Annotated in this window: 21 protein-coding genes and 1 riboswitch; of the genes, 19 read left to right on the top strand and 2 right to left on the bottom strand. The window is 38.5% G+C overall.

All coding sequences use genetic code 11. The features are described from left to right. Positions 1-20: 20 nt before the first annotated feature. The gene (locus BMY14_RS15425; RefSeq protein ID WP_091833693.1) at positions 21-371 is read right to left on the bottom strand and encodes a hypothetical protein; all 351 of its coding nucleotides are present in this window, start codon (positions 369-371) and stop codon (positions 21-23) included. Between the two features lie 183 nt (positions 372-554). Between BMY14_RS15425 and BMY14_RS15420 the strand changes: the two genes are divergently transcribed. The 12 genes from BMY14_RS15420 (at position 555) to BMY14_RS15365 (ending at position 16,962) form a co-directional block, all read left to right on the top strand. Then, positions 555-1,079, top strand: coding sequence for a hypothetical protein (locus BMY14_RS15420; protein WP_091833690.1), 525 nt, complete (start codon positions 555-557; stop codon positions 1,077-1,079). Between the two features lie 245 nt (positions 1,080-1,324). After that, positions 1,325-1,771: a MarR family winged helix-turn-helix transcriptional regulator gene (locus BMY14_RS15415; protein WP_091833687.1), complete on the top strand. Its 447-nt coding sequence runs from the start codon at positions 1,325-1,327 to the stop codon at positions 1,769-1,771. Positions 1,772-1,800: 29 nt separating this feature from the next. After that, on the top strand, positions 1,801-3,156 hold the full coding sequence (locus BMY14_RS15410) for an MFS transporter (RefSeq protein ID WP_091833684.1): 1,356 nt from the start codon (positions 1,801-1,803) through the stop codon (positions 3,154-3,156). Between the two features lie 212 nt (positions 3,157-3,368). Beyond that, positions 3,369-4,505 (top strand): NADH:flavin oxidoreductase, encoded by a 1,137-nt coding sequence (locus BMY14_RS15405; protein ID WP_091833681.1) that lies wholly within the window; start codon positions 3,369-3,371, stop codon positions 4,503-4,505. A gap of 156 nt (positions 4,506-4,661) precedes the next feature. Next, on the top strand, positions 4,662-5,351 hold the full coding sequence (locus BMY14_RS15400; RefSeq protein WP_091833678.1) for an ABC transporter ATP-binding protein: 690 nt from the start codon (positions 4,662-4,664) through the stop codon (positions 5,349-5,351). Then, entirely contained in the window at positions 5,348-6,097 is a 750-nt protein-coding gene (locus BMY14_RS15395) for an ABC transporter permease (RefSeq protein WP_091833675.1), read from the top strand. Before BMY14_RS15400 ends, BMY14_RS15395 begins: the two co-directional genes overlap by 4 nt. A gap of 56 nt (positions 6,098-6,153) precedes the next feature. Further along, a complete protein-coding gene (locus tag BMY14_RS15390; protein ID WP_091833672.1) occupies positions 6,154-8,175 on the top strand; it encodes a methyl-accepting chemotaxis protein in 2,022 nt (673 codons plus the stop codon). Positions 8,176-8,497: 322 nt separating this feature from the next. Continuing rightward, complete coding sequence (locus BMY14_RS15385) at positions 8,498-9,961, top strand: DASS family sodium-coupled anion symporter (protein ID WP_091833669.1); 1,464 nt, start codon at positions 8,498-8,500, stop codon at positions 9,959-9,961. Between the two features lie 375 nt (positions 9,962-10,336). Next, complete coding sequence (locus tag BMY14_RS15380; RefSeq protein ID WP_091833666.1) at positions 10,337-11,797, top strand: tagaturonate reductase; 1,461 nt, start codon at positions 10,337-10,339, stop codon at positions 11,795-11,797. Positions 11,798-11,873: 76 nt separating this feature from the next. Next, on the top strand, positions 11,874-13,277 hold the full coding sequence (gene uxaC, locus BMY14_RS15375; RefSeq protein WP_091833663.1) for a glucuronate isomerase: 1,404 nt from the start codon (positions 11,874-11,876) through the stop codon (positions 13,275-13,277). 247 nt (positions 13,278-13,524) lie between these two features. Further along, positions 13,525-14,970, top strand: coding sequence for a glycoside-pentoside-hexuronide (GPH):cation symporter (locus BMY14_RS15370; RefSeq protein WP_091833660.1), 1,446 nt, complete (start codon positions 13,525-13,527; stop codon positions 14,968-14,970). 507 nt (positions 14,971-15,477) lie between these two features. Then, on the top strand, positions 15,478-16,962 hold the full coding sequence (locus tag BMY14_RS15365) for a flagellar assembly protein A (protein WP_091833657.1): 1,485 nt from the start codon (positions 15,478-15,480) through the stop codon (positions 16,960-16,962). 65 nt (positions 16,963-17,027) lie between these two features. Here BMY14_RS15365 and BMY14_RS15360 read toward each other — a convergent pair whose 3' ends face one another. Continuing rightward, the gene (locus tag BMY14_RS15360) at positions 17,028-17,675 is read right to left on the bottom strand and encodes a prepilin peptidase (RefSeq protein WP_019553786.1); all 648 of its coding nucleotides are present in this window, start codon (positions 17,673-17,675) and stop codon (positions 17,028-17,030) included. Positions 17,676-18,212: 537 nt separating this feature from the next. Next, a riboswitch (cyclic di-GMP riboswitch) is annotated at positions 18,213-18,297 on the top strand. A gap of 118 nt (positions 18,298-18,415) precedes the next feature. Here BMY14_RS15360 and cpaB point away from each other — a divergent pair. The 7 genes from cpaB (at position 18,416) to BMY14_RS15325 (ending at position 24,337) form a co-directional block, all read left to right on the top strand. Continuing rightward, entirely contained in the window at positions 18,416-19,375 is a 960-nt protein-coding gene (gene cpaB, locus BMY14_RS15355; RefSeq protein ID WP_019553787.1) for a Flp pilus assembly protein CpaB, read from the top strand. Positions 19,376-19,389: 14 nt separating this feature from the next. After that, the gene (locus BMY14_RS15350; RefSeq protein WP_019553788.1) at positions 19,390-20,637 is read left to right on the top strand and encodes a type II and III secretion system protein family protein; all 1,248 of its coding nucleotides are present in this window, start codon (positions 19,390-19,392) and stop codon (positions 20,635-20,637) included. Between the two features lie 2 nt (positions 20,638-20,639). Beyond that, positions 20,640-21,494: a CpaE/TadZ family protein gene (locus BMY14_RS15345; protein WP_019553789.1), complete on the top strand. Its 855-nt coding sequence runs from the start codon at positions 20,640-20,642 to the stop codon at positions 21,492-21,494. Between the two features lie 23 nt (positions 21,495-21,517). Then, complete coding sequence (locus tag BMY14_RS15340; RefSeq protein WP_019553790.1) at positions 21,518-22,639, top strand: CpaE/TadZ family protein; 1,122 nt, start codon at positions 21,518-21,520, stop codon at positions 22,637-22,639. Positions 22,640-22,641: 2 nt separating this feature from the next. Next, the gene (locus tag BMY14_RS15335) at positions 22,642-23,601 is read left to right on the top strand and encodes a type II secretion system F family protein (RefSeq protein ID WP_019553791.1); all 960 of its coding nucleotides are present in this window, start codon (positions 22,642-22,644) and stop codon (positions 23,599-23,601) included. Between the two features lie 48 nt (positions 23,602-23,649). Next, positions 23,650-23,853, top strand: coding sequence for a hypothetical protein (locus BMY14_RS15330; protein ID WP_019553792.1), 204 nt, complete (start codon positions 23,650-23,652; stop codon positions 23,851-23,853). 70 nt (positions 23,854-23,923) lie between these two features. Further along, the gene (locus tag BMY14_RS15325; protein WP_091833655.1) at positions 23,924-24,337 is read left to right on the top strand and encodes a TadE/TadG family type IV pilus assembly protein; all 414 of its coding nucleotides are present in this window, start codon (positions 23,924-23,926) and stop codon (positions 24,335-24,337) included. Position 24,338 lies beyond the last annotated feature (1 nt).

Here is a 24,338-nt window from a genome sequence, read left to right as displayed (position 1 = left end):
AATTTTATTTGTAGAAATGTTTAAGCTTGCTTTGTTTCGGCATCGTAATCAATCGTGATACCTACACCGAAATGAACAAAAAGTTCAGGATAACCAGCGAGTGGCAGCCAGTATGAAATCATTTTGTGACCGTTGTATTCACCTTTCACATACGTTGCCTTACCTGATTTTAAAGCCTGATTTGCTAAACAACCTCTATGTGCTTCAGGAGAACCTTGTTTCGCACAGTTTGTTCCGACTTCACGCATTCCTTGACCAGCTTCGTTCACTGCGAGAACCGTGCGGTTTTTATGGACAAGCGTAACCGGTTCGGGAAATTGACCCCACATTAAAGCAAAAGCTTCGATTATACTAGGATCTACTTTTATCATATACAGTGCTCCTTTTTATTTTATATTCTTTTATGAAGACGCGGCTTTCTGATTTTTATTGCATATTATTTTTGCTATAGTGAGTTTATAATTTTATTCTCCGTTAATTTTCAAAATATAGGTGTATGCTTTATTCATACTGGGCAAAAGAAAAGTCCAAAAATTTTAAGGAGATGTCTAGCGATGATGAAAAATTTAATTTCTGTAAAATGGGGTGTTGCCCTGGCCGTATTGACAATTTTATTGGGATTTGTTCTTGGCGCTGCGATGGGGGGCGCTGAATCACAAATCAAGGAAGCTTGGACGGCCGCGGCACAACCAGGATTGACAACAGTTTATCAGAATGATCCGCAGAAAATAACCATGATTGTAGAACGTTCTTGGAAGATGCTGCAACGAGCACATATGCATGCAGCAGCAATTGGTACAGCAGCATTGGTTTTGCTGGCAATTTTAGCACAGCTCAACATCGCGGACTTATCAAAAAAAGTTATTTCTTTATGTTTGGGTCTTGGCGGGTTAGGATATTCTTTTTCTTGGTTATATGTAGCTTTTCTGGCATCTTCAGTAGGTAATATTGCGCAGACGAAAGATGAGATCCATATTGTAGCCGCATTGTCGATTGCGATGCTGCTTTTTGGCACAGCTTCGGTTTTGGTACTTAGTACGAAAGCTTTATTTATGGCAGCGAAAAAAGATTCGTTGTAATAGCTATGCATTGGTTGCTTCTTCCGTAAGTCCACTTAACCCTATACCTCATTCCTGACGATTCCCATATAGAATATTTAATGCAACTTATATATTTCGTGTATTTTATATAGATGAAACGCTGCAATACATGGCGAGCCGTGTATTGCAGCGTTTCATTTTTATAAGTTTTCCTCTTGACACACATGCACCTCTGGATTAAAATTAGTTAGGTACCTAACTAATTTTAATCCAGAGGTGTTTTGATGTTAAAAAAACCATATGAACAAGAACTCGGGCATTATATTCAAAAAAGTGCTCATTTAATTACCTTGATTTCGAATGAACGACTTGAGGAAATCGGTTTAACTTTGTCACAAATGCGCCTGCTGCGTTGCTTATGGAATAGAAATGCATTGATGCAAAAACAGTTGCAGGAGGAACTATTGATCAAAGCCTCTTCGGTGAATGGGCTCGTTGAGCAATTGTTGAAAAAAAATTTAGTGCAACGACAAATTGATCCAGTGGATGCAAGAAAAGTTCAAATCTGTCTTACGGAACAAGGCAGAAGTTTGCAACCAAAGTGTGAAGCACTGTTTGCTGATTTTGAAAAAACAGTCAGTGCGAATTTGAATGTCGAGGAAAAAAGAGCTATGATGCAATATTTAGAGGGGATTTTTCAAAAGCTCTTACAAATTCGTAATAAAAACTAAAATATAATTTTTCGCAGGTGAAATAAAGAATGAAATCTAATACAAAATTAACCATAATACTTTGTTTATTTATTTTTTTCGCTGTTGTCAACAACACGATGTTTAATGTTGCAATGCCTTTTATCAAATCGATATATGATCTGACAGCGGGGCAGGTCAGCCTGGTCAGTGTGACGTATTTAGCTATTTTTTCCGTGGGGACGATTATTTATGGAAAACTCGCCGATTTTTTCCCGCTTCGTACATTGTATATTATTGGAGCCAGTTTATTGATTGGCGGCTCTTTTATCGGATATTTTGCCGATTCCTTTCTTTTTATATTAGTGGGTCGTATTGTTCAAGCGGCAGGTGGTGCTGCCATTCCTTCGTTAACGATGCTGGCTTTTCATACTTTTTATAGTGTGGAAAAAAGATCGGTTGGGATGACGCTGCTCGCATCGACCGCTTCTTTGGGTACGGGCGCAGGGCCTGTTTTAGGCGGTTTTATTACTTCTTTTATTGGCTATAAAGGTTTATTTTTAATTACGGCTTCAGTGATTTTTTTACTTCCCTTTTTATTCCAACTTATGCCGAAAGGACAATCTAAACCGCTTGAATTTGATTTTTTTGGTTGTTTCTTACTGATTTGCGGCATTTTTATGCTGGTAGTTGGTATTTCGATTAACCTGAATCTTTTTATTGGTGGAGTGTTATGCTTAGCTGGCTTTTTTTTCTATATTTCGCATGCGAGAATATCTTTTATTGATCTTTCTTTATTGAAAAACAAAATGTTTTGCAGCATGCTTTTAGTAGGATTATTCGCATTTCTTGTATCCATTGGCAATTTGTTCTTACTGCCCATGCTGCTCAAACAGGTAAATGGCATGACCGCTTTTGCAATTGGGCTATGCTTGCTTCCCGGGTCAATTTTATCTTTTATTTCCGGGAAATATGTAAAAAAGCTATACGATACTTGTGGGGCGATTTATACCCTTGCTGGTGTTTTGGGATTACTGCTGGCAGGGTTTTTGTGTACAGCTACGTTTGCAGGAGGGCCTTATCTTTTAATCATTGCTTTTTCTCTTTTTGCTTATATTGGGTTTGCGGCAGTACAGGTCGTTATGGGAAACTATATGTTTGAACTACTGCCTAAATCAGAAGTAAATGTGGGGATGGGACTGTATAATTTATGTGCTTTTGTCGGGGGGGCTTTGGGTCCGGCTTTAACGGGAAAGTTTTTAGATTTAAAATTTGCCCCTGTTTTAAATCCATGGAATCATTCTAGTATTTTTGTGGATAGTTTTATGCTGCTCGCTTTCATTGTAATCTTAATGAGTGCTTTTTTGTGGGCAGTAAATCGGCGCTATGATTTTCCGTCGAGGAAAGAGGGGAAAGTATTGCTATGAAGTTGGACTGTCTTCTTTTTGTTTACTCAATTCATTTATTTTACTTGCAAAAAGCTAAAAAGGGAACTATACTAAAAATAGTTAGATAATAATTATTATCAGTTGATTTCGGTTTTAATAAATGAAATTTAATACAATCTGGTATAAAGCTCATTCTGCATTGCTTTTTACGTGATGCAGGACATTAATTTTAATAAAAAGGATGGTTATTTATGATAAATCAGGAACTAGCAGTTGAAAAAAAAGATTTAAATATTTTATACGAACCCATTAAAATTGGTTCTCTTCACTTGAAAAATCGTATTGTTATGGCACCAATGACACGGGGTTTTTCGCCACATGGTGTTCCTGGTGCAAATGTTGTGGACTATTATAGACGCCGGGCGGAAAATGAAGTGGGTCTGATTATTACGGAAGGTACGCTGATCAATCACCCCGCAGCGGCAGAAGGTCGGCATCGACCAGTTATTCATGGAGAAAAACCTCTTGCTGGCTGGGCTAAGGTTGTAGCGGCTGTCCATAAGGCTGGTGGGAAAATCGTTCCGCAGATTTGGCATGTTGGTATGGCTCGACAGATCGGCGGCGACAATCCGCATCCGGAAGTGCTTCCAGTTGGTCCATCGGGGATCGATGTAGCGACCGGTAAAAAAGTTACGCAGCCACTTGGGATTGAAGAAATTGAGCAAATTATTCAATCTTATGGTGATGCTGCCGGACAGGCGCAAAAATTGGGATTTGATGGTGTTGAAATTCATGGGGCGCATGGCTATTTAATTGATCAATTCTTCTGGAGTAAAACAAATTTACGCCAGGATCGTTATGGCGGTGATGCGATTAAGCGGACACAGTTTGCGGTTGAAGTGATTGAAGCTTGCCGGCGTGCTGTCGGTCCTGACTTTCCGATTGTTTTTCGTTTTTCACAGTGGAAACTTGGCGATTATAAAGCAAAATTGGCAGATACACCAGAACGATTGGCTGCATTTTTAGATCCGCTGGTTAAAGCTGGTGTGGATATTTTTCATTGTTCGACACGTCGTTATTGGGAACCTGAGTTTGAAGGTTCGAATTTGAATTTGGCTGGTTGGACAAAAAAATTAACAGGAAAGCCAACGATTACGGTTGGTTCCGTTGGTCTTGATACGAATTTTATTGATTTTTTCACGAAAGGGCAAGGTGCTGCTGTATCTAGTGTAGCTCCTTTATTGGATCGGTTAGAAAAGAAAGAGTTTGATCTGGTAGCTGTTGGTAGAGCCTTGCTCGCTGATCCTGCCTGGGCAAAAAAAGTCCATGCTAATGAAGTTGACCAATTAGTTGCGTTTACACCGGATATCGAATCAGAACTTTTTTAAACAAATAAGCTATATAGTATAATGCATCTCTTTTATATGTAAAGGAGGTGCATTTTTTTAGTTTTTATCCTAAGTATGGGCTGCTATGCAGGGAAAAGGAGGATGAATGTTAAATAAACCAATATATACTGTATTAAAGAAGTTGAGGTGTGCCAGATGCTGTTGTTGGATGTGGTGGATTTAAAGCTTGAATTTAAGGGGATACCTGTTTTGATGGGACTTTCATTTCAAGTATATCAGAAAGATTGTATAGGTTTGTTAGGCAGTTCTGGTTCAGGAAAAACATCGTTGTTTCGTATTTTGAATCTATTGCAAAGTCCCAGCCAGGGCAAAGTTATGTATTTAGATAGGGATACTTTATCGTATTCGCCAACAGCACTTAGAAAGCGGATTGGCTATGTTATGCAAAAACCACATTTGTTTGAAGATACCGTAGCTGATAATTTGTTATATCCATACTTTTTGCTCAAAACGGAGCCGAATTATTTAGTGATACATCAATACTTGGAAAAAGTGAATTTAAGTGAAAGTATTTTACAAAAAAAACCAACAGAACTTTCGGGAGGGGAGCAGCAACGCATTGCGTTGATTCGTTCTTTGCTGATTCAGCCGCATATCCTGCTTTTAGATGAATTTACAGCGGCCCTTGATGAAGAAAATACCATTGCTGTGGAAAAAATGATTTTAGCAGAACAAGAAGAAAAGAATGTGACGGTCTTATTTATTTCGCATCAAGCGGTGCAAGCACAACGTTTAGCAAAGAAAATTTTACATTTAGAAAAAGGTAAAATTGCTTTTTATGGAACAAAAGAAGCCTATTTTACTAGTAAGGACGTGGATGTATGACAAATCTTTCTTTGGCTATGACGTTTGCCTTGGTTTTGTTGGCACTGTATTTGTCTTATAAAGATAAAATAGGTCTGGAAAAAGATATTATGATTGGCAGCGTAAGAGCGGTTTTGCAGTTAACGGTCATTGGTTTTATTTTAACGTATGTTTTTGATTTGAATAATATTTTTGTTACTACTTTGATTTTAGGGTTGATGGTCTATAATGCAGCTGTTGTCTCAGCGAAACGAGGCCGGGGGATCTATCATATACAACGAATTGCTTTTTTTGCGCTGCTGTTTGGTTTAGTTATTACGCTTGGGGCTTTATTGGCTTTTGGTGCTGTGGAGTATCAACCAAGTCAAGTGATTCCCATCAGCGGGATGGTTGTTGGTAACTCCATGATTGCTGCCAGCTTGGTTTTTAATAACCTGCGAGAAAATTTTTTGCGACGTCGTGAGGAAATTGAAATTAAACTTTGTTTGGGGGCCACGTCGAGGGAAGCAGCGACGAGTATTATTCGCCAAACAATTCGGTCGGCGATGCTGCCTAGTATTGATTCAATGAAAACCTTGGGAATTGTCCAGCTTCCAGGAATGATGACTGGCCTGATTTTAGCTGGTCTGCCACCAACCGATGCCATTAAATATCAAATTATGGTTGCTTTTATGTTGGTGGGAGCTGTTTCGGTATCTGTTTTTATTGCAGCTTATTGGGGTTCTAAAAGCTTTTTTACGGAGTTTGAACAACTGCGGCAGCCTTGATTACAAGACAGTTTGATATACGATGTTTTAGCAATTTTTTTTAGGAGTGATGGTAGATGAATAGTTTATTGAAAACAGGACTAAAACGGTCTTTTTTTACGATTTCAAGTATTAAGACAAAATTGGTTTTATTTACCGTGAGCTTAACTTTTGCAGCGGTTCTTGCAACGGTAATTCCGGCACTTTATCTGTTGAATCAGCATAATAAAGATTTGATGGATGATCAAGTGAAGCAGAGTATGCAGGGGTTGGTTACTAAAATTGATGAATATCAAAACAATGCTTTGAATTTTGGAGCACTTATTGCGATGCAGCCAGCTGTTGTGACTGCAATTAAAAATAAAGATGCAGATGCAGTACTGCAGACGGTAGGACCTATGCTGCAAAGGTCTAAACTAGATTTTGCTACAATCACGGATGAAACAGGAACGGTTATTGTGAGGACACATGAAGCAACGCGCGGTGATAATGTAGCTAAGCAGGCCAATGTTCAAAATGCGCTAAAGGGAAGTGCTTTTGCGGCGGTTGAATCGGGCAGCGTGGTGAAATTTTCGGCTCGGGCGGGTACACCCGTCAAGGATGAAACAGGAAAAGTAATTGGCGTTATTTCAGTAGGTTATTATATTAGCAATGATACGTTGGTTGATCAAGTGAAGACGATGTTCGGGACAGATGTGACTTTATTTTTAGGTGATACGCGTGTTGCTACGACGATTATGAAAGATGGGCAGCGTGTTTTGAATACAAAACTCAATGAGACAATTGCGGCAAAAGTAATTGGGGCAGGGCAGGAATATACAGGGCAAGCCGAAATCCTTGGCAATTTGTATACGACAAGTTATAAGCCGATTTTTGGCTTAGATAAAAAAGTAATAGGCGTTCTTTTTGTGGGGAAAAGTCTGGACGAAATTGCCAATACACAACACAAAGTAGGACTGACAGTGGGCGGGATTTCCGTGCTTGTTTTAATCATTATTTTGTTTTTTTCAACGCAGCTGGCCAAACGGATTACCATCCCGATTCGTGAATTGGTTATGGCTATGGAATATGTCGCGAAGGGCGATTTGAGCAAGGTCGTAGCAACGATGGCAACGGATGAAATCGGTTCTTTAGCAATTGGTTATAATAAAATGTTGGAGCATTTGAAAGTCTTGATTGATAATGTAAACAGTTCAGCACAGCACTTATCGGAGGCAGCAAGGTCGCTCACGGTTAGTGGGGAACAATCTTCACAAGCCGTGAGTGAAGTCGCGGACTCAATTCTGGAATTGACAAGCGGAGCTGAAAAACAGCGCGCGGCGATAGAAGATACCTCCAATGGAATTGGGCAGCTGGCACAAAAAATTGAGCAGGTGGCACATAATGCTGGCAATGCCGCAAAGTTGACAAATCAGGCAATTTCCCTTTCGCAAGCGGGCAGTAGTGCGGTGACAAGTGCGATTACACAAATGAATACAATAGAAACGGCCGTAATTCAGGCCTCTAATGTAGTCACAAAGTTAGGTGAACGATCTAAGGAGATCAGCGGAATCGTAGATGCGATTGCCGGAATTGCTGGGCAGACTAACTTGTTGGCTTTGAATGCGGCGATTGAAGCTGCTCGAGCTGGTGAACAGGGGCGCGGTTTTGCTGTGGTCGCGGAAGAGGTACGTAAACTTGCTGAACAATCGCAGGAATCGGCTCAAAATGTAGCGGATCTAATCAACGAAATTCAGCAGGATACCAATTTAGCAGTATTATCAATGTCGGAGGGGACGCGCGAGGTGAAAATGGGAACCGATGCGGTGGCCTCTGCGGGTAGTGCCTTTATGGATATAGCTGCTTCAGTTAAGGACGTGGCAAGCGAAGTAACGCAAATTTCCTCCGCTAGTCAGCAGATGACAACTAATAGTGAAAAGATGGTCCAGTCGGTTGAACGGATTAATCAAGTGAGTGCCGAAGCGGTCAAACAAACAAGAAATGTTTCCGGATCGGTTGAAAAACAATCAGAAGCTATGGCAGAAATTGCGGCCTCCAGTCAGGAATTAACAAATATGGCTGATCGGTTAACGAAGCATGTCGATCAATTTATTAGATAGTTAGAGAAAACGAAGCGATGTCCAATGGGATTTTAGGTTGGTATCGTTTCGTTTTTGTTTTAAGATAAAGATTTTTCATAAAAAACGGTTTAGGTATAATGAATAATTATTGACAATTATCATTTCGAGATATAATATATAGATATAGAAAGTATATAGTATATAGCATATTAAAAAGCTGTATTGTTCAAAGATGAACATAAAACCTGACACTGCATGTTTTTACATAAAAACTGTAAGGCGGTCTCCAGATTTTTTCTGGAGCTTTTTTTATTTGCTTTTACAAATATTATTGTATATTTATACAAATGGAGGGATTTATATGTCAGTATACAAACGGCATGGACTTATTTTTGGATTATTAATTTTAGCGGGAATTCTGTTGATACCGACACCCGATGGTCTATCCACTGCCGGCCATAGAATGCTTGGTATCCTGATTTTTTCAGTGGTGATTTGGATGACTGAAGCAGTATCATATCCAGTTAGTGCTGCGGTTATTATGAGCTTAATGGCTTTTTTATTAGGGACGGCGCCAAATGTGAATGAACCAGATAAAATATTAGGAACCAGTAAAGGTCTTGAACTGGCTTTGGCTGGATTCAGCAATTCCTCGCTAGCATTGGTCGGGGCAGCTTTATTTATTGCTGCGGCGATGATGAAGACGGGACTGGATAAAAGAATTGCATTGTTTGTTTTATCGAAAATTGGTGCAAAAACCAATCGAGTATTGGCGGGGGTCATTATCGTTGGTTTTATTTTGAGCTTTTTTGTGCCAAGTACTACGGCGCGTGTATCTTGTATGGTACCAATTGTCATGGGAATTATTGCCGCCTTTGGTGTCGATAAAAAAAGTCGGTTTGCCGGAGTCATGATGATAGCCATTGCGCAGGCTGATAGTATTTGGAATGTTGGAATCAAAACAGCAGCTGCGCAAAATATGATTGCTTTGGGCTTTATTGAAAAACAATTGGGTCAATATATAAGCTGGCTGGATTGGTTTGTTGCGGCGGCACCGTTTTCACTAATTATGTCAATTGCTCTTTATTATGTTTTATTGAAACTTATGCCGCCAGAAATGGATGAAATAGCCGGTGGTAAGGAAACCGTAGAAAAAGCTTTAAGAGAACTTGGACCCATGAAAAGCAGCGAAAAAAAGTTGATGATTATATCGATTATCTTACTGGGATTTTGGTCTACGGAAAAAATTCTGCATAATTTCGATACATCTTCGACAACGCTGGTAGCTATTACATTGATGATGCTGCCGGGATTTGGTATTATGAACTGGAAAGAAGCTCAGGCTCGTATTGGCTGGGGAACTTTGGTTTTGTTTGGTGTAGGAATCAGTTTGGGCTCGGCGATTTTGTCGACGAAGGCTGCCAGCTGGATTGCTAACGGTATCGTTTCGGTTTTTGGTTTATATGATATGTCCGCTTTTTATATTTTAGCAATTTTAGCGGCCTTTTTGATTATTATTCATCTAGGATTTGCCAGTGCGACTGCTTTGTCAGCAGCGATGATTCCGATTATTATTTCTATCCTGCAAGGTGCATCAAGCCATTCACCAATGAATGTTATTGGAATGACGATGATTCTACAATATGTTATTTGTTTTGGTTTTATACTGCCAGTCAATGCGCCACAAAATATGGTGGCGTTTGGGACTGAAACGTTTGAGGCAAAGGATTTTATAAAAACAGGGATTCCACTAACGATTATTGCATATCTGCTTATTTTAGTGTTAGGGGCAACGTATTGGAAATGGATAGGGTTAGTTTTATAATTTAGATTTATAGAATGAAATAGTGGATCAAAATTCTCATTTTAGCAAGGCTTTGTCGGGTATTTTTAGGGTACCTGACAAAACCTTTTTTTGATTAAAATTGCAATGTTGACGGAATTGCAAATATTTATAGAATTTATTTTTTTTATCTTGACATACATATTACTAATGATTAATATAGTAACTGTAAGTACTTACATAGCAGGATATCTATTTTACCTAAGAGTTTATGGATACACGTAAAATGTAGTGTTTTAATAGTACATTTAGCATTTTTGTCTTTTGTGAATAAACGAAATGTGATGTATTCTATAAAGCACTTACATTTCGGAACGATTTTAATAATGAGAATATTCCAAAGAAGGATGAAGTGATATGAAAACAATAAAAGAATTCTACAAAAAGCCGCAGAATCCGATCAAAGTAATTCAATTTGGCGAAGGCAATTTTATGCGAGGTTTTATTGATTATTTGATTGATGTTTCTAATGAAAAAGGTCTTTTCCAGGGTGATGTAGCTATTGTTAAGCCTCGTAAAGGTACTTTAGAGAAATTCAATGAACAAAAAAATGTTTATACGGTATCTTTGCGGGGATTGAAAGATGGCAAAGTATATGTTGAAAATCGTCTTGTTCACTGTATTCAAAAAGTAATCGGCTCCTATGAACAATATGATGAATTTATGGCTTTGGCTAAACTTGATTCACTTGAGTATGTTGTTTCCAATACTACGGAAGCGGGGATTGTATATGATGCAACTGATGTATTGGCTGCGACACCACCAACTTCGTATCCGGCAAAATTAACGAAGTTTTTATATGAAAGATTCCAAGCATTTCATGGTGATAAAGCGAAAGGCCTTATTTTACTGCCACTTGAACTCATTGAGGGTAATGGTCAGAAATTAAAAGAATGTATTTTGGGTTATAGTAAGCTTTGGCAGTTAGAAGAAGAATTCGCCCAGTGGATTTGCAGTGCTAATACATTTTGTGATACTTTAGTTGATCGGATTGTTACAGGCTATCCAAAAGATGAAGTGGATGAACTGCAGAAGAAATTTGGCTATCGAGATGATCTGCTTACGGCTGCCGAACCTTTTGGCCTGTGGGTGGTAGAACCAGAAAGAGATCTAGCGGCGCAGCTCCCTTGGAGTAGTGATACAATCTCAATCGTTCTGACCAAAGATTTAAAACCATATCGTGATACGAAGGTTCGCATCTTAAATGGAACACATACATCGATGGTTTTAGGTGCTTATTTGGCAGGACATGATTATGTTAGGCAATGTATGGAAGATGAAACGATGTATAAATTCATCTCCAAAACAGTTATGACCGAAATTGTACCAACGGTAGAATTATCGAAAGAAGAAGCGGTTCAGTTTGCCAATTCTGTTTTTGAACGTTTCCAAAATCCGTTTGTAAAACATGCGTTATTATCGATTGCGTTGAATTCTGTCTCCAAATGGAGAACGAGGATTTTACCGACATTCAAAGATCATTATCGTGCGCAGCATTCGGTGCCTAAATTCTTGACATTCTCTTTTGCGGCATTGATTGCCTTTTATCGTAGTGGTTCTTTTATAAATGGTGAACTGATTGGCAGCCGCGATGGCGAAGCTTATGTAATTCAGGATGATCCAAAAGTAATGGAATTCATTGGTACAAGACTCGATAAACCAGTTGCAGAGTTTACGGCTTTATTTGCGAAACAAACTGAATTCTGGGGTGAAGACTTAACGACATATGATGGTTTTGTGGATGAAGTCAGCAAAGATTTAACGGCCATCAAAACGTTAGGGATGAAGCAATTTATCGAACAGTTCGTGAGTGAGTAATACTATATTTATTTTGCTTTAAAAAAATAACAAACCGATTATGTGAATCGGTTTGTAAAAATTAGGGGGATTTATCGTGAAAACTTTTATGGATGAAGATTTTTTGTTATCAACACAAACAGCGAAGGTTTTATTTCATGAGTATGCGAAACAAATGCCAATTATTGATTATCACTGCCATATCAACCCGCAGCAAATTGCGGAGAACCATAAGTTCTCAAGTATTACGGAAGCTTGGCTCGGCGGCGATCATTACAAATGGCGGATGATCCGTGCTAATGGCGTAGCTGAAAAATACATTACGGGTACAGAATCTTCCGCTCGAGAAAAATTCCAAAAATTTGCAGAAGCTATGCCAAAAGCAATTGGCAATCCTTTGTATCATTGGACGCATCTTGAATTACAGCGTTATTTCCATTGCGATAAGCCTTTATCTGGGGATACAGCCGATGAAATTTGGGATTCATGCAATAAACAATTGGAAAAAGATGAACTTTCCGTATTAGGTATCATCAAACAATCCAATGTAAAAACAATTGGTACAACCGATGATCCAATCGATGATTTAAAATGGCATAAAAAGATCAAAGCAGAAGGTAAATGCAGTGCCAGTGTTATTCCTTCGTTTCGTCCGGACAAAGCTATGCGGATTGAAAAACCGGAATTTAGCGAATACATAAAAAAATTAGCTGAAGTCAGCGGTATTGAAATCAATTCAATGACAGCTTTGGAAGAAGCTCTTGCAAAACGAATTGCCTATTTTAATGAAGTTGGCGGTCGTGCGAGTGACCATGCCTTAGAATATGTTTTCTATCGTGAAGGTGATGCGAATCAAGTTTTGAAAAAAGCTTTAGCGGGTCAAGCTTTAACAACGGAGGACATTGAAATCTATAAAACAGCATTGCTTCTAGCTGTTGGTAAAGAATATAAAAAACATGACTGGGTTATGCAAATTCATTATAGTGCATTGCGCGATAATAATACGGCAGAGTTTATAAAACAAGGACCTGATACGGGATTTGATTGTATTGCGTCATATAATTGCGGTGAAGGTCTTGTTCATTTATTAGATGCTTTAAATAAAACAGGTAATTTACCAAAAGTGGTTTTATACTCTTTAAATCCAAATGATAATGCAATGCTTGGCTCCATTATTGGCAGTTTTCAGGGACCGGAAGTGGCAGGCAAAATTCAACATGGTTGTCCATGGTGGTTCAATGATACCAAAACAGGTATGCAGGAACAACTCATCAGTCTCGCCAATCTGTCTATTCTTGGTAACTTTATCGGTATGCTTACGGATTCTCGCAGCTTCTTGTCTTATGCAAGACATGAATATTTCAGAAGAATCTTATGCGATCTCATTGGCACTTGGGTAGAAAATGGTGAATATCCAAATGATATCAAAGCCTTAGGCAAGCTGGTTCAAGATATTTCTTATAATAATGCTCACAGATATTTTAACTTAGATAAAGCTTAAAATTATGGGGAGCATAGGTTTTGATTTGCTATAAATTCATATCAACCGAAACTATAGGAATCAACACCTGTGCTCATCCATCTTGTGTAAATTGTATAGAAGAAAAAGCGGGAGGATTTTGTCGTTTACATATGAATGCTGCTGTGAAAAGTCAGAAAGTTTAAATCTTTTCGTAAATAATATTTTTCATTAAATTGTTAGGTACTCTTTTTAAACGGGGAAAATATAAGGTGCAGGAGGAAGAAAAATGTCTGAAATAGTGGAAAAAATAATAGATAAATCTTCAGAGCCCCCTATTGATGGTCAGGGTCAAAATGATGCAGGAAATAAAAAATTATCTTGGAAAGAAAAAATATCATATGGTTTTGGGGATTGCGGCAATGGGTTCATGTTTGATTTGGGACAAGCTTATTTGACGAAATATTGGATTGATGTTTGTATGATACCAGCCGTTGCAGTTGCCGGCATTTTTGCCTTTACGAAAATTTTTGATGCATTTATGGATCCAATCGCGGGCTCATTGATTGATCGGCGTAAAAACATCGGTCCGCGGGGGAAATTTAGACCAGTCATGATGATTTCCAGTATTCTTCTTGGTATTTTAACTGTTATTACTTTTACCATGCCTGATTTCTTGTCCGGTGGAGAAAAAGTGTTTTTTGCTTATGGTGCTTATATGCTTTGGGGACTTGTTTATTCGTTTACGAATATTCCTTATGGATCGCTGGCCAGTGTAATGACAAGAGATGTAAATGAACGAAGTCAAATGGCGACGACCAGACAAGTTGGTTCGGTAGGCGCACAGCTTTTAACCGGAATTGGGTTTGTACCGATTCTACTCATGTTCAGTAATCCACATCAAGGTTTTTTGGTTGCATCAATTATTATGGCTATTATTGGGGTTCTTGGCTTTTATATCTGTTATCGCAACACTCGTGAACATGTAAAAGTAAACCGCAATACAACGGCTGAACAAAACGCCGGGTTTAAGGATTATGCGAAAACTATTTTTACCAATAGACCATTAATTTGTCTCATTTTAATGACATTATTCACAATTTCGGCAATGAATACAAATATGCAAATGATGATTTTTTTCTGTCAATATAATTTAGGGAATTTATCTTTACAGCCTATTATTAATGGAATCATGATGGGGTGTTCTGTTTTAGGTATTTTGTTAATGCCAAAACTAGTTCGGAGATTTGGCAAAAAGAAAACAGCGATTGGCGGGCTTCTTATTGGCTGTTTTGCCAATATACTAAATTTTATCATTCCAACAAATATCTATTCTTTTGTATTTTTGGTAACAATTGGTTACGCAGCTTTAGCTATACCAAATGGTGTAACGTGGGCCTTTGTGTCCGACGTAATTGATTATGGCGAATGGCATAATGGTATCAGAAAAGAAGGTATCACTTATGCAGCCTTCAACTTCTCTCGCAAAATTGCCCAGGCTTTAGCTGCAGTGGTAAGTTCGGGTATTCTCGCATTAACCGGTTACGTAGCGAATGCCGTACAAACGGAAGTTACTTTAACAGGAATTAAAGCTGCGATGACACTCTATCCAGGTGTCGCATTAGGTGTGGCAGCGATCATCCTTAGTATTTTATATAATTTATCAGATGATAATTATAAAAAAATTGCGCTGGATCTAGAAAATGGTGTTTGGGAAAAAGGAAAAATTGAATAAGATCAAAGCGTTTTGATTCTTAAGAAAACGAAAAAGACAAGGGCGGGTATCGTGAAATGAAAACGATAGCAGCCCTTGCTTTTTTGCTTGTTTTTCTATGGAGAAAAATACACGTTATTTTCGAAAAATTAAAAGTAGTTCGCATAATTATTTTTTGACAAAACTTTAATATTTATGATAAAATTAAATAAGACTATTACTTTGCTTTTTAGTGTATGCAAATTTAACAGAATATTTAAATTAAGTAGAATAATGAGTTTTAGAGTATTGTTTTACTAGCGTAGAAAAGCTGGTGAGTAGGGTCTGAATAGCATGTCAATAGAAGTTTCATAGATTTTACCACAAAATACCAGCATGCTTTATGGCCGGTATTTCTTTATATGATTATGGTTGAATTTGAACTTTAACTGACAACGTTCGTTCTAATAATAGGTATAGATTTAAATTTTCCTGATTAAAATGCTTTTTTAAAGTCAGTTAATTCGGAAATCTGAGGAGCGTCACAAAATGAAAGACAATGCAGAGCTTGTAACAGCAGGAGCAGGGACCGTTCTGCCGAATGACGATGGTTTTTATCAAATCACAATAAAGGATAAGGATATCTTTTTGCTTGTATTTTCGCCGAAAGAGCGTGGCAGGCCGGTTGATGCTGCAGCTATTAAAGAAGAGCTGAACACATATTCTATTGATAAAACCAATCATTTTCTTATTTCACAAGTTATAAATCAAGCAGCCGGAGTTCCGGTTAAGATAGCAGAACTTGTGGAAAAAAAAGAGGAGCTGGTCACACGACAGATTAAGATTCAAGTCACACGAGATCGTATGGTAGCTGTGCTGGAAAGTCAAGAGAATCAAGGAGATAATCCCCTGACATTAGAGGATGTTATTGGAAAATTAAAAGAAGCCGGTGTTTCCTTTGGTATTGATGGTGTGGCTGTGAAAAAGTTTTTGGCGGATCCGGAAATGAAAGTTGTTTGTGCAAGAGGTGTTGCACCGATACCAGGGGCCGATGCTTGTATTAAATATTATGTGGATTTTGCCAATAAAGGCCGCCCGGTTGAACTGGAAGATGGAACGGTCGATTTTAAAAATACCAGAATGTTTTTTGTTGCCACGGAAAATCAATTGTTAGCAGAAAAAATACCAGCGACGAAGAGTATCCCCGGTATGGATGTTTTTGGTAAGAAAGTTATTATCAAAGATGGAAAAGATTTGATTTTGCCGGTGGGGAAAAATGTTAATATTGTAAAAAACAATTTGATGATGGCTGGATTAGCCGGCGAAGTCGTATGGGAGAACAATAAACTGGCAATTCTTCCTGTGATGGAAATAAAGAGTGATGTGGATTTAAGTACGGGCAACATTGAATTCCCAGGAAGTATCATTATTCGTGGTTCCGTTCAAGAAGGCTTTTATGTAAAAGCTGAGGGTGATATTGATATCCGTGGTGGTATCTGTGGTGCTCAGGTTGAAGGTAAAAATATTAAGGTTGGTATGGGCGTTTTTGGTATGGAACACGGTTATGTGAAAGCGACTGAAACCATAAGTGCTAAATTTATTGAAAAAGCAAATGTATTTGCGGGTACTGATTTATATGTAATGGATGTTATTTTGCATAGTCTGGTGAATGCGGGTGAAAAAGTTATCGTTGCAGGGCAGCATGGTCGTATTATTGGTGGAACAATTACGGCTGGTGTCGAAATACAAGCAGCAATCTTTGGAACTCGATCAGAAGTTGGTACGGTATTAGAAGTTGGCAAAAAAATACAAGTATGTGCAACCCCCGATGATGTTAAGGAACACCAAAATAAAATAGAGGATGAGATGATAAATAACATCAAGGCTGACGGGAAAATTCGTGTCGATGACATAGCTTATGCTGGCGTAAAAATTATGATTGGCCGCCATCTGAAATCTCTAGCAGATTCTGTCAAACATGCCACTTTTTTTGTAGAAGAAGAGGATGATAAAATTTCAATCGGACCATATTAAACCATATAAAAAAGAGGAAGAATATCTTGTGCAGGCAGGAGATGTTCTTCCTCTTTTTTTTATCTTTAATGAAACATGGACAGTATGGCACCTAAAGCAAAATATGGACCGTAGGCAATCGTGTCATGTCTTTTTTTTAGATGACTAAGGAGTAGCAAGATGCTGATAAAACCACCGCTGATAAAACCAAAAAATAGTGTAAACAGTAGTTTATCAATACCGAGCCAAAATCCTAGAACAAATAGCAATTTAATATCGCCGCCGCCGATGGCTCCTCTGGTAAGAATAGCTAAGATCAACAAAAGCAGACCACCGCTGCATGCCGCTAGCAGACGATTAAGAAAGAGTTCTGGTAAAAAAAATGAAAAAAAGAGCCCACAAAAGAAAAAACAATACAGAACATTGTCTAAAATAATTTGCTGTTCCAGATCCATGATGCTGATAAAAATTAAAAAGGATACAAAGATCCATAAAATTAATAAATTAAATGGGTCAACGGCAAGCGGTGCTGTTAAGATATAAGCAGCAAAAAAGAGCAAACACAAGCATGCCTCACGTTTTGCTGTCGAATGAAATAATAGCGTTGGTTTTTCTAAAATAGCACTGATAGAAGCTAGTTGAGATTGAAATAGTTCTGAACATAGCTTGCTTAAAAGGATTGTTAGAATGAAAAGCATGAAAAAGGTACTGAAATAGGAAAATTGTTCAAGCATAGGAGCCCACCTTTCGTATGAATTTGTTTTTATATAGCATAGCATTTTTGGTTAGGATTCGTATACAAAAAAATAGCAGTGACTGATATTTTAGAATATATATAATGTATTAAAGAAATGACATCTAGTCTATTAGGCTGCCAGGAATGGGGTATAGGGCATCGTTTGCTTCCTCCGTAACGCCACTCAACCCTTTACCCCATTCCTGACGATTGCCTTATCGAATATTTAATGCAACTTATATAGAAGCATATATAAATTCTTCTAACGTTGATAAGGTGCTGCAATTCATAACAATCTTTGCTTATAGGACTAAGAGCCTGGTTTTGAAATAATAAATAGATTTTTATTTTTTAAGATCATAAAAGTATTATGGTAGCTGGACTTTTATTTTGGCAATTTGTTAAAGTGTCCCGATATTGTTAATTTTTTTTTAAATTTACCTGGAGAGGCTTGTTAATTTTAGTGGAATACGCTATTATAACTATAGAAATAAAAACCGATTTAGATTATCTTGTGAATGAATTTAAATCGTGAGTTCATATGGAGCAAACTTATTGAAAGATAAGGACGCAAAGCCCTGGGTCTAAAGATTTATATCTATGATTGCCTGGCTGCATTCGTAAACTTGTACAGTATTTTAGCTGTATACTTTTTCATGCTGCCGGGCATTTTTGCGTGTCTTTCAAATTTATTTTTTATACTATAGTTTATTTGTGATTGCGTTAGGAGGATTTATTTTGCATTTGCCTGAAATACCAAAGCGTTTGCTGGAAAAGCTAGAAATGATGGCTCCAAAGCAGCTTATCATATTGGCTTTTTGTGCAAGCTTTATTGTAGGTTTATTGATTTATACATATCTATCTGGTTTAGAGACCAAACAGGATACAGCAACTGAATCGTTTACGGATGTAATTGTAGCGGCTGTTGATATCCCCGAACGAACCGTGATTCGTGAAGAAATGTTAAAGACGGTTCATATGCCCAATGAGCTTGTTCAAACCGATGCAATAAAAGATATGTCGGCAGCTGCAGGAAAAGTTGCCAAACTTAAAATTTTGCAGGGGGATTCTATTACGGCAAATAAACTGTTTGGTGATGTAACGAAAGAGGGATTTATTGCTAGTATTCCTGCCGATAAACGAGCCATCTCCATTGCTATTACAGATATAACCGGAATTTCCGGTTTTGCTAAACCGGGTGAGTATGTCGATGTTATGGTAATTGATGATAAAAAACAAAAAAATACGGTTTCAGGCGAAATGATTCTGCAAAATATATTATTGCTGGCGATTAATAAAGATAGTGATACGGTTGACAGTAAAAAAGATGACAAAAAAGATCAAATGGCTACGGCAACAATGGCTGTTTCACCGGAAGATGCAATTCGTTTGGCTGTAGCACAAACGAAAGGTACAATTTATTTGGTACTTCGTCCATTTAAACCAAAGGATAGTTTTATATTGACAACCGAAGTCGTGACTCATCAATTTGATGAAGGAACAACGGCACCACTGATGAATCAAAATGCAGCTACAAATACTTCGCCACCATTTGATTCTCGAACTGCACGGGAAAATACTCCGGCTGCAGTTCCGATGCAAGGCGCACCTGTCCAGCAGGTACCACGTGAGCAACCGATAGTGGATAGTGTAACGGTAATTCGTGGCAATACAATGAGTTCAGTAGCAGTACGATAAGGAGAAAAAAATTGATGAGGATAATGACCAACACATATAAATGTCTGTTTGTGGCAATTTGTTTTGTGTTTTACACGGTTGGTACGGTTCAGGCGGAAGGGAATCTTACGATGGATGCCAATCAATCGTTGTATCTGAATGCTGGTGCGCCGATTGATCGTATTGCTGTGGCGAACCCAGAAATTGCGGATGTTACGGTATTGTCAAAAGAAGATATGCTGGTTGTAGCAAAAAAACCGGGAACGACAACACTTTACATATGGACGATGGATGGAATCAGGCAGGAATATACCGTTACGATCCAAGATCACGATACGCAAACCTCCTTAGTGATTGCCAAGATGATCGGGTATCCAAATATTCGTGTAGAAAAAATCAGCGATAAAGTTTTACTCAAGGGTTCTGTTCTCAATCAGTTGGAAAAAAACCGGGCGGAAAAAATCGCTGAAATGTATGGAGCAAAGGTAGTTGACTTATTGGAAATGACACATCCTTCGCAAATACGACTAGAGGCGAAAATTGTTGAAATTTCAACGGATAAAGTTAAGAAGCTTGGCATACAATATGCAAATGCATCTAGTATTGATACAACTACGGGGATTGTAACGATTGGCTCGACGGGGGTTTTTGGTTTTGGGCAAACTTTTTCGAATACCAGAGATACTTCTTCTTCAAAACTTGGTGGCTATGCTGATATCAACGCAACGCTGCAGGCATTGATTACCAATGGTGACGCCAAGATTCTTTCGCAGCCAAGTATGATTACGATGAGTGGCGAAAAGGCGAATATTCTTGTCGGCGGAGAAATCCCGATTCCAACTGGAAATTCAGATGGACAAGTAACTGTAGAGTGGCGTGAGTATGGAATTAAATTAAACATTGAGCCACAGGTGGATGCGGATAATCAGATTACGAGCAAAGTGCAGGCTGAAGTGAGTAGTCTGGATAGTTCCAATGCGGTTGCTGTGAGCAGTTCCATTTCAATACCCGCCTTGCTTTCTCGTAAAGCAGAAACAGTAATTCATCTTTCTTCTGGCAGCACAATGGTAATTGGCGGGCTTTTGAGTTCAAACGAAAGTAAACAAGTACTGAAGTTTCCGTTCTTAGGAGATTTACCCATTATAGGACAGTTCTTTCGCAGTACGACTACGAGTAAATCGCATAGGGAAATTATTATCTTAGTAACGCCAACACTGGTTGATGAAACGACGCCGACAAAAATGTCGGATGAAATAAAAAAAATGCTGGAAGATAAAAAATAGTAATGACTGAATCAAAAATAAAAAGTGGTGAACGAAAGATGGCAGAAGAAATTAAAAGCGGTACGATTATGACAGTATTCAGTACAGCCTCGGCTGTAGGCAAAACCTTGCTTAGTATCAATATGACGGCAGAACTAGCAAAAAGTGGATACAAAGTCTGTGTGGTGGATTTGGACTTGCAGTTTGGCGATATTTGCAACTATCTTAATATAGCACCGCAGAAAACGATTTATGATTTTCAAAAAAATGTAGAAAATGAGAGCAGCACATTAGGATGTCAGGATTATATTACGCAGTATGAATATCAAGGGATAAGTTTTTCTGTATTGGCTGCACCACTAAAATTAGAAGAGGCTTATAATATATCAACACAAGCTGTGAGCGCAATTTTGGCAGGCCTTAGGAGCGAATATGATTATATTGTTTTGGATACGACCGCAGCTTTTAGTGAATTAAATTTGGCGGCTATGGATCTTAGTACCATTATTACGTTTGTGGGGATTGTTGATTTTATTCCAACTATCAAAAATATGAAAGTTGGTTATGACACGATGCGGAGTATTGGCTATGAAAAAAATAAGATTCGTTTTGTTTTAAATCGGAACAATTCGAAAACCCATATTGAATTACAGGACGTTGAACAATTACTGGAAGAACATTTTTACCATGTCCTGCCAAATGATTTTTTTACCGCGATTGATTCACTGCATAAAGGAGTTCCTTTGGTGATTGACCGAGATGAGACTGCTTTAGGTCGAAGTCTACAAGATTTGATTGATAAATATACAAATCGTATGCGTGAAAGTGATACACCAAATGTACCGTTATCATCTTGGATGAAAAAATTGTTTAAATAGCAAGTTGAAAGGAGCGAAAACAGATGAAAGAATATCATGTTCTGCTCGTAGAGCCAAATAACATTATGCTGGAACGATTATCCAGTGTAGTGCGAAATACGAAAGGTTTTCAACTCGTTTCTCGCTCACGTGATCCGCGAGAGGCATTGGGGCAAGGCGGGGTTTTTATGCCAAATTTGATTTTGCTTGACATTGATACCGTTGATAGTGCGCAAACTGTACTGGAATTTGTACGTGCTTTTCCGCAGACCGGAATTTTGTGCTTGAGCAACCGTTGGAATGCACAGGTTGCCAGTGATGTGGTCAAAGCGGGTGCAAAAGGTTATTTAATTAAGCCTTTTACAACAGATGAGCTTACCTCTGCCGTCAATACTTTTGGGAACAGTGGTATGGGGGTAATGAGTGAAGTAATGACATTTTTCAGTCCGAAAGGGAAAAGCGGGAAGACGACATTGATTGCGAATCTAGCGATGGCCTTGGCGAAAAAAAGTGGACAAAACGTGGCGATTATTGATGCTGATTTGCAATTTGGGGATATGGCCGTATTTTTTAACTTGGATCCGCAAAGTACAATTGTCGAAACAACACGCGATATTAAGCTTTTATCACCGATTACACTAAATTCTTATTTTACGCCGATTACAGATAGCGTTCGTGTTCTATGTGGGACTAAACGTCCTGAATTTGCGGAGGATGTGAGTCCTAAAGCCTTTGCTGAGATGATTACGATGGCTCGCAGCTTATTTCGTTATATTTTGATTGACGTTCCGCCAGCTTTTAATCCAATTTCCGTGACCGCTGCCGAATCAGCAGATAAAGTTTATTTGGTTTCGATGGTTAGCGGTGGTTATGAAGTAAATCACATGCAGCGAGCGCTGGATATTTTTAAGGTGTGGCCTGATTATGAGAGCAAAGTGAGGACGATTTTTACGAGAGTTGAACCTTGCGAAAAACAAGAACAGGATAAATTAGAAAAGTCCTTGCAATATCCGATTTGTAGTATTTTACCAAATGAATATTTACTTGTTTCGGCGGCGGCCAATAATGGCCGGATGGCCGTCGATATTAAACCGGAGTCACCTCTGGCGCGAAGTATTGATCAATTGGCAGCCAAGATTTGTGGCAGACACTACCAGGTGAGTTAGCGATGGGTATTGTAGCTTTTCTCAGTGGTATGCTGGTATTTGTAATTCTTCTCATGTGTATTGCAGTTTTGTCACGAGAAAAAATAAAGCTGACACGTAAGGTTCGCAGTTATACCGGGCCTGTAACCATAGAACGGTCTATGAAAAAAAAGATAGATTACCTAGGAATGTGGATGAATTTTATTCGCTATGTTGGTCTTAGATTACAAATGCTGCCCAAATTGAAAAATTTTGATAGTAAAATGCAGCAGGCAGGGCTGTCCTTGTTAGGGTCTGAATTTTTAGCTGCCGTTTGTACGGTTTCCTTACTGTCAGGTGTCTTAGGTATGATGCTGACAATGCATCTGGAGTATGCGGCTTTTATTAGTATAGGTGTGGCAGCCGCTTGCTTTTGTTATTTAAATATCCTTATTTCGCACCGCAAACAAGCTTTCAGTAACCAATTGGGGGATGTTTTATCCATGATGTCGAATGCTATGCGCTCCGGGTTTAGTTTTATGCAGGCAATGGATTTGATTGCGAAAGAAATGAAACCACCCGTTTCGGTTGAATTTTCTAAGGCAATTGCAGAAATTCAGCTTGGGGCTGATACTGAAACAGCACTTTTGAATATTGGGAAACGGATCGAGAGTTCTGATATGGACCTTGTGATAACGGCGGTACTCATCCAACGCCAAGTTGGCGGGAATTTAGCACAAATTCTGGATACAATAGCCGCGACAATTAATGAACGTATCAAAATGAAGCGCGAAATTAAAACTTTAACGGCGCAGGGACGCTTGTCTAGCTGGGTGCTGGCAGCTTTGCCGGTTGCTGTTGCAGGCTTAGCATCTGTGATGAATCCGCAGTACCTCGATCCTTTTTTTGATGAACCCATTGGCCGTATCTGTTTAGCTGGTGCAATTATATCGGAACTGATAGGTTTTTGGGTTATTCGCAAAATTGTTGATATCGATGTTTAAAACCTACTGAACGGGTTTTTACATAAAAAAATAAAAAGGAGAATGTTTATGTTAACGTATTGGACTTATTTTAAGGCACGTTATTTAAGTGAAAAAGGTCAGGGCATGGTTGAATATGCGGTTGTTGTTGGGATCGTTGTTGCGATTGGTGTTGCAGTAGCTGCAAATAATAATGCGGCAATTGCTACAGCTATCCAAAATCTTTATACGAATGTATTTAATAGAGCAGCAGCTCGTATTACTGCTAACTAAATTGCCTTATAAAGCGGTCTCTTTTTTGAGAGATCGCTTTATAATATAAAAGGAAGGAGCGATGGATATCATGCTAAAACAAATCAAGAACGAACGTGGGCAGGCTATCATTGAATTTGCACTTATTTTACCATTTTTTATTTTTATGTTGTGTGCTTTCGCCTACTTAGCAATGTTTTTCCATGATTATCTCACTTTAACGGAGATGACTCGTGATATTGCCCGGCGGCAATCGGTTGGCATTTCACTTGATTCGATTAAAAAAGATTATAAGGGGCAAGTATTTTTAACGGATTTTTATGTTTTTGATCCAAACACTGGTATTCAAATCACAACAGTGCCGGAAGATAATACGAATACGAGTGCGGGATCGGCTGTTGAGGTTACTTTACAGGCTGCGTTACAAGCGCAGGAGGGAAGTTACTGGAAAAAGGTATTGCCAGCGACCATTTCTTCCTCATTGGTGATGCACAAGGAGGGGTGAT

This window comes from Propionispira arboris, from assembly GCF_900109225.1.
Lineage (GTDB): Bacteria > Bacillota > Negativicutes > Selenomonadales > Selenomonadaceae > Propionispira > Propionispira arboris.
The sequence above is the reverse complement of the archived record's forward strand: the minus strand, read 5'-3'. Positions and strand labels throughout refer to the sequence as shown.

Coding starts and splice junctions, on each gene's coding strand:
- BMY14_RS15425 (WP_091833693.1), bottom strand. CDS start 371: ATGATAAAAGTAGATCCTAGTATAATCGAAGCTTTTGCTTTAATGTGG.
- BMY14_RS15420 (WP_091833690.1), top strand. CDS start 555: ATGATGAAAAATTTAATTTCTGTAAAATGGGGTGTTGCCCTGGCCGTA.
- BMY14_RS15415 (WP_091833687.1), top strand. CDS start 1,325: ATGTTAAAAAAACCATATGAACAAGAACTCGGGCATTATATTCAAAAA.
- BMY14_RS15410 (WP_091833684.1), top strand. CDS start 1,801: ATGAAATCTAATACAAAATTAACCATAATACTTTGTTTATTTATTTTT.
- BMY14_RS15405 (WP_091833681.1), top strand. CDS start 3,369: ATGATAAATCAGGAACTAGCAGTTGAAAAAAAAGATTTAAATATTTTA.
- BMY14_RS15400 (WP_091833678.1), top strand. CDS start 4,662: ATGCTGTTGTTGGATGTGGTGGATTTAAAGCTTGAATTTAAGGGGATA.
- BMY14_RS15395 (WP_091833675.1), top strand. CDS start 5,348: ATGACAAATCTTTCTTTGGCTATGACGTTTGCCTTGGTTTTGTTGGCA.
- BMY14_RS15390 (WP_091833672.1), top strand. CDS start 6,154: ATGAATAGTTTATTGAAAACAGGACTAAAACGGTCTTTTTTTACGATT.
- BMY14_RS15385 (WP_091833669.1), top strand. CDS start 8,498: ATGTCAGTATACAAACGGCATGGACTTATTTTTGGATTATTAATTTTA.
- BMY14_RS15380 (WP_091833666.1), top strand. CDS start 10,337: ATGAAAACAATAAAAGAATTCTACAAAAAGCCGCAGAATCCGATCAAA.
- BMY14_RS15370 (WP_091833660.1), top strand. CDS start 13,525: ATGTCTGAAATAGTGGAAAAAATAATAGATAAATCTTCAGAGCCCCCT.
- BMY14_RS15365 (WP_091833657.1), top strand. CDS start 15,478: ATGAAAGACAATGCAGAGCTTGTAACAGCAGGAGCAGGGACCGTTCTG.
- BMY14_RS15360 (WP_019553786.1), bottom strand. CDS start 17,675: ATGCTTGAACAATTTTCCTATTTCAGTACCTTTTTCATGCTTTTCATT.
- BMY14_RS15350 (WP_019553788.1), top strand. CDS start 19,390: ATGAGGATAATGACCAACACATATAAATGTCTGTTTGTGGCAATTTGT.
- BMY14_RS15345 (WP_019553789.1), top strand. CDS start 20,640: ATGACTGAATCAAAAATAAAAAGTGGTGAACGAAAGATGGCAGAAGAA.
- BMY14_RS15340 (WP_019553790.1), top strand. CDS start 21,518: ATGAAAGAATATCATGTTCTGCTCGTAGAGCCAAATAACATTATGCTG.
- BMY14_RS15335 (WP_019553791.1), top strand. CDS start 22,642: ATGGGTATTGTAGCTTTTCTCAGTGGTATGCTGGTATTTGTAATTCTT.
- BMY14_RS15330 (WP_019553792.1), top strand. CDS start 23,650: ATGTTAACGTATTGGACTTATTTTAAGGCACGTTATTTAAGTGAAAAA.
- BMY14_RS15325 (WP_091833655.1), top strand. CDS start 23,924: ATGCTAAAACAAATCAAGAACGAACGTGGGCAGGCTATCATTGAATTT.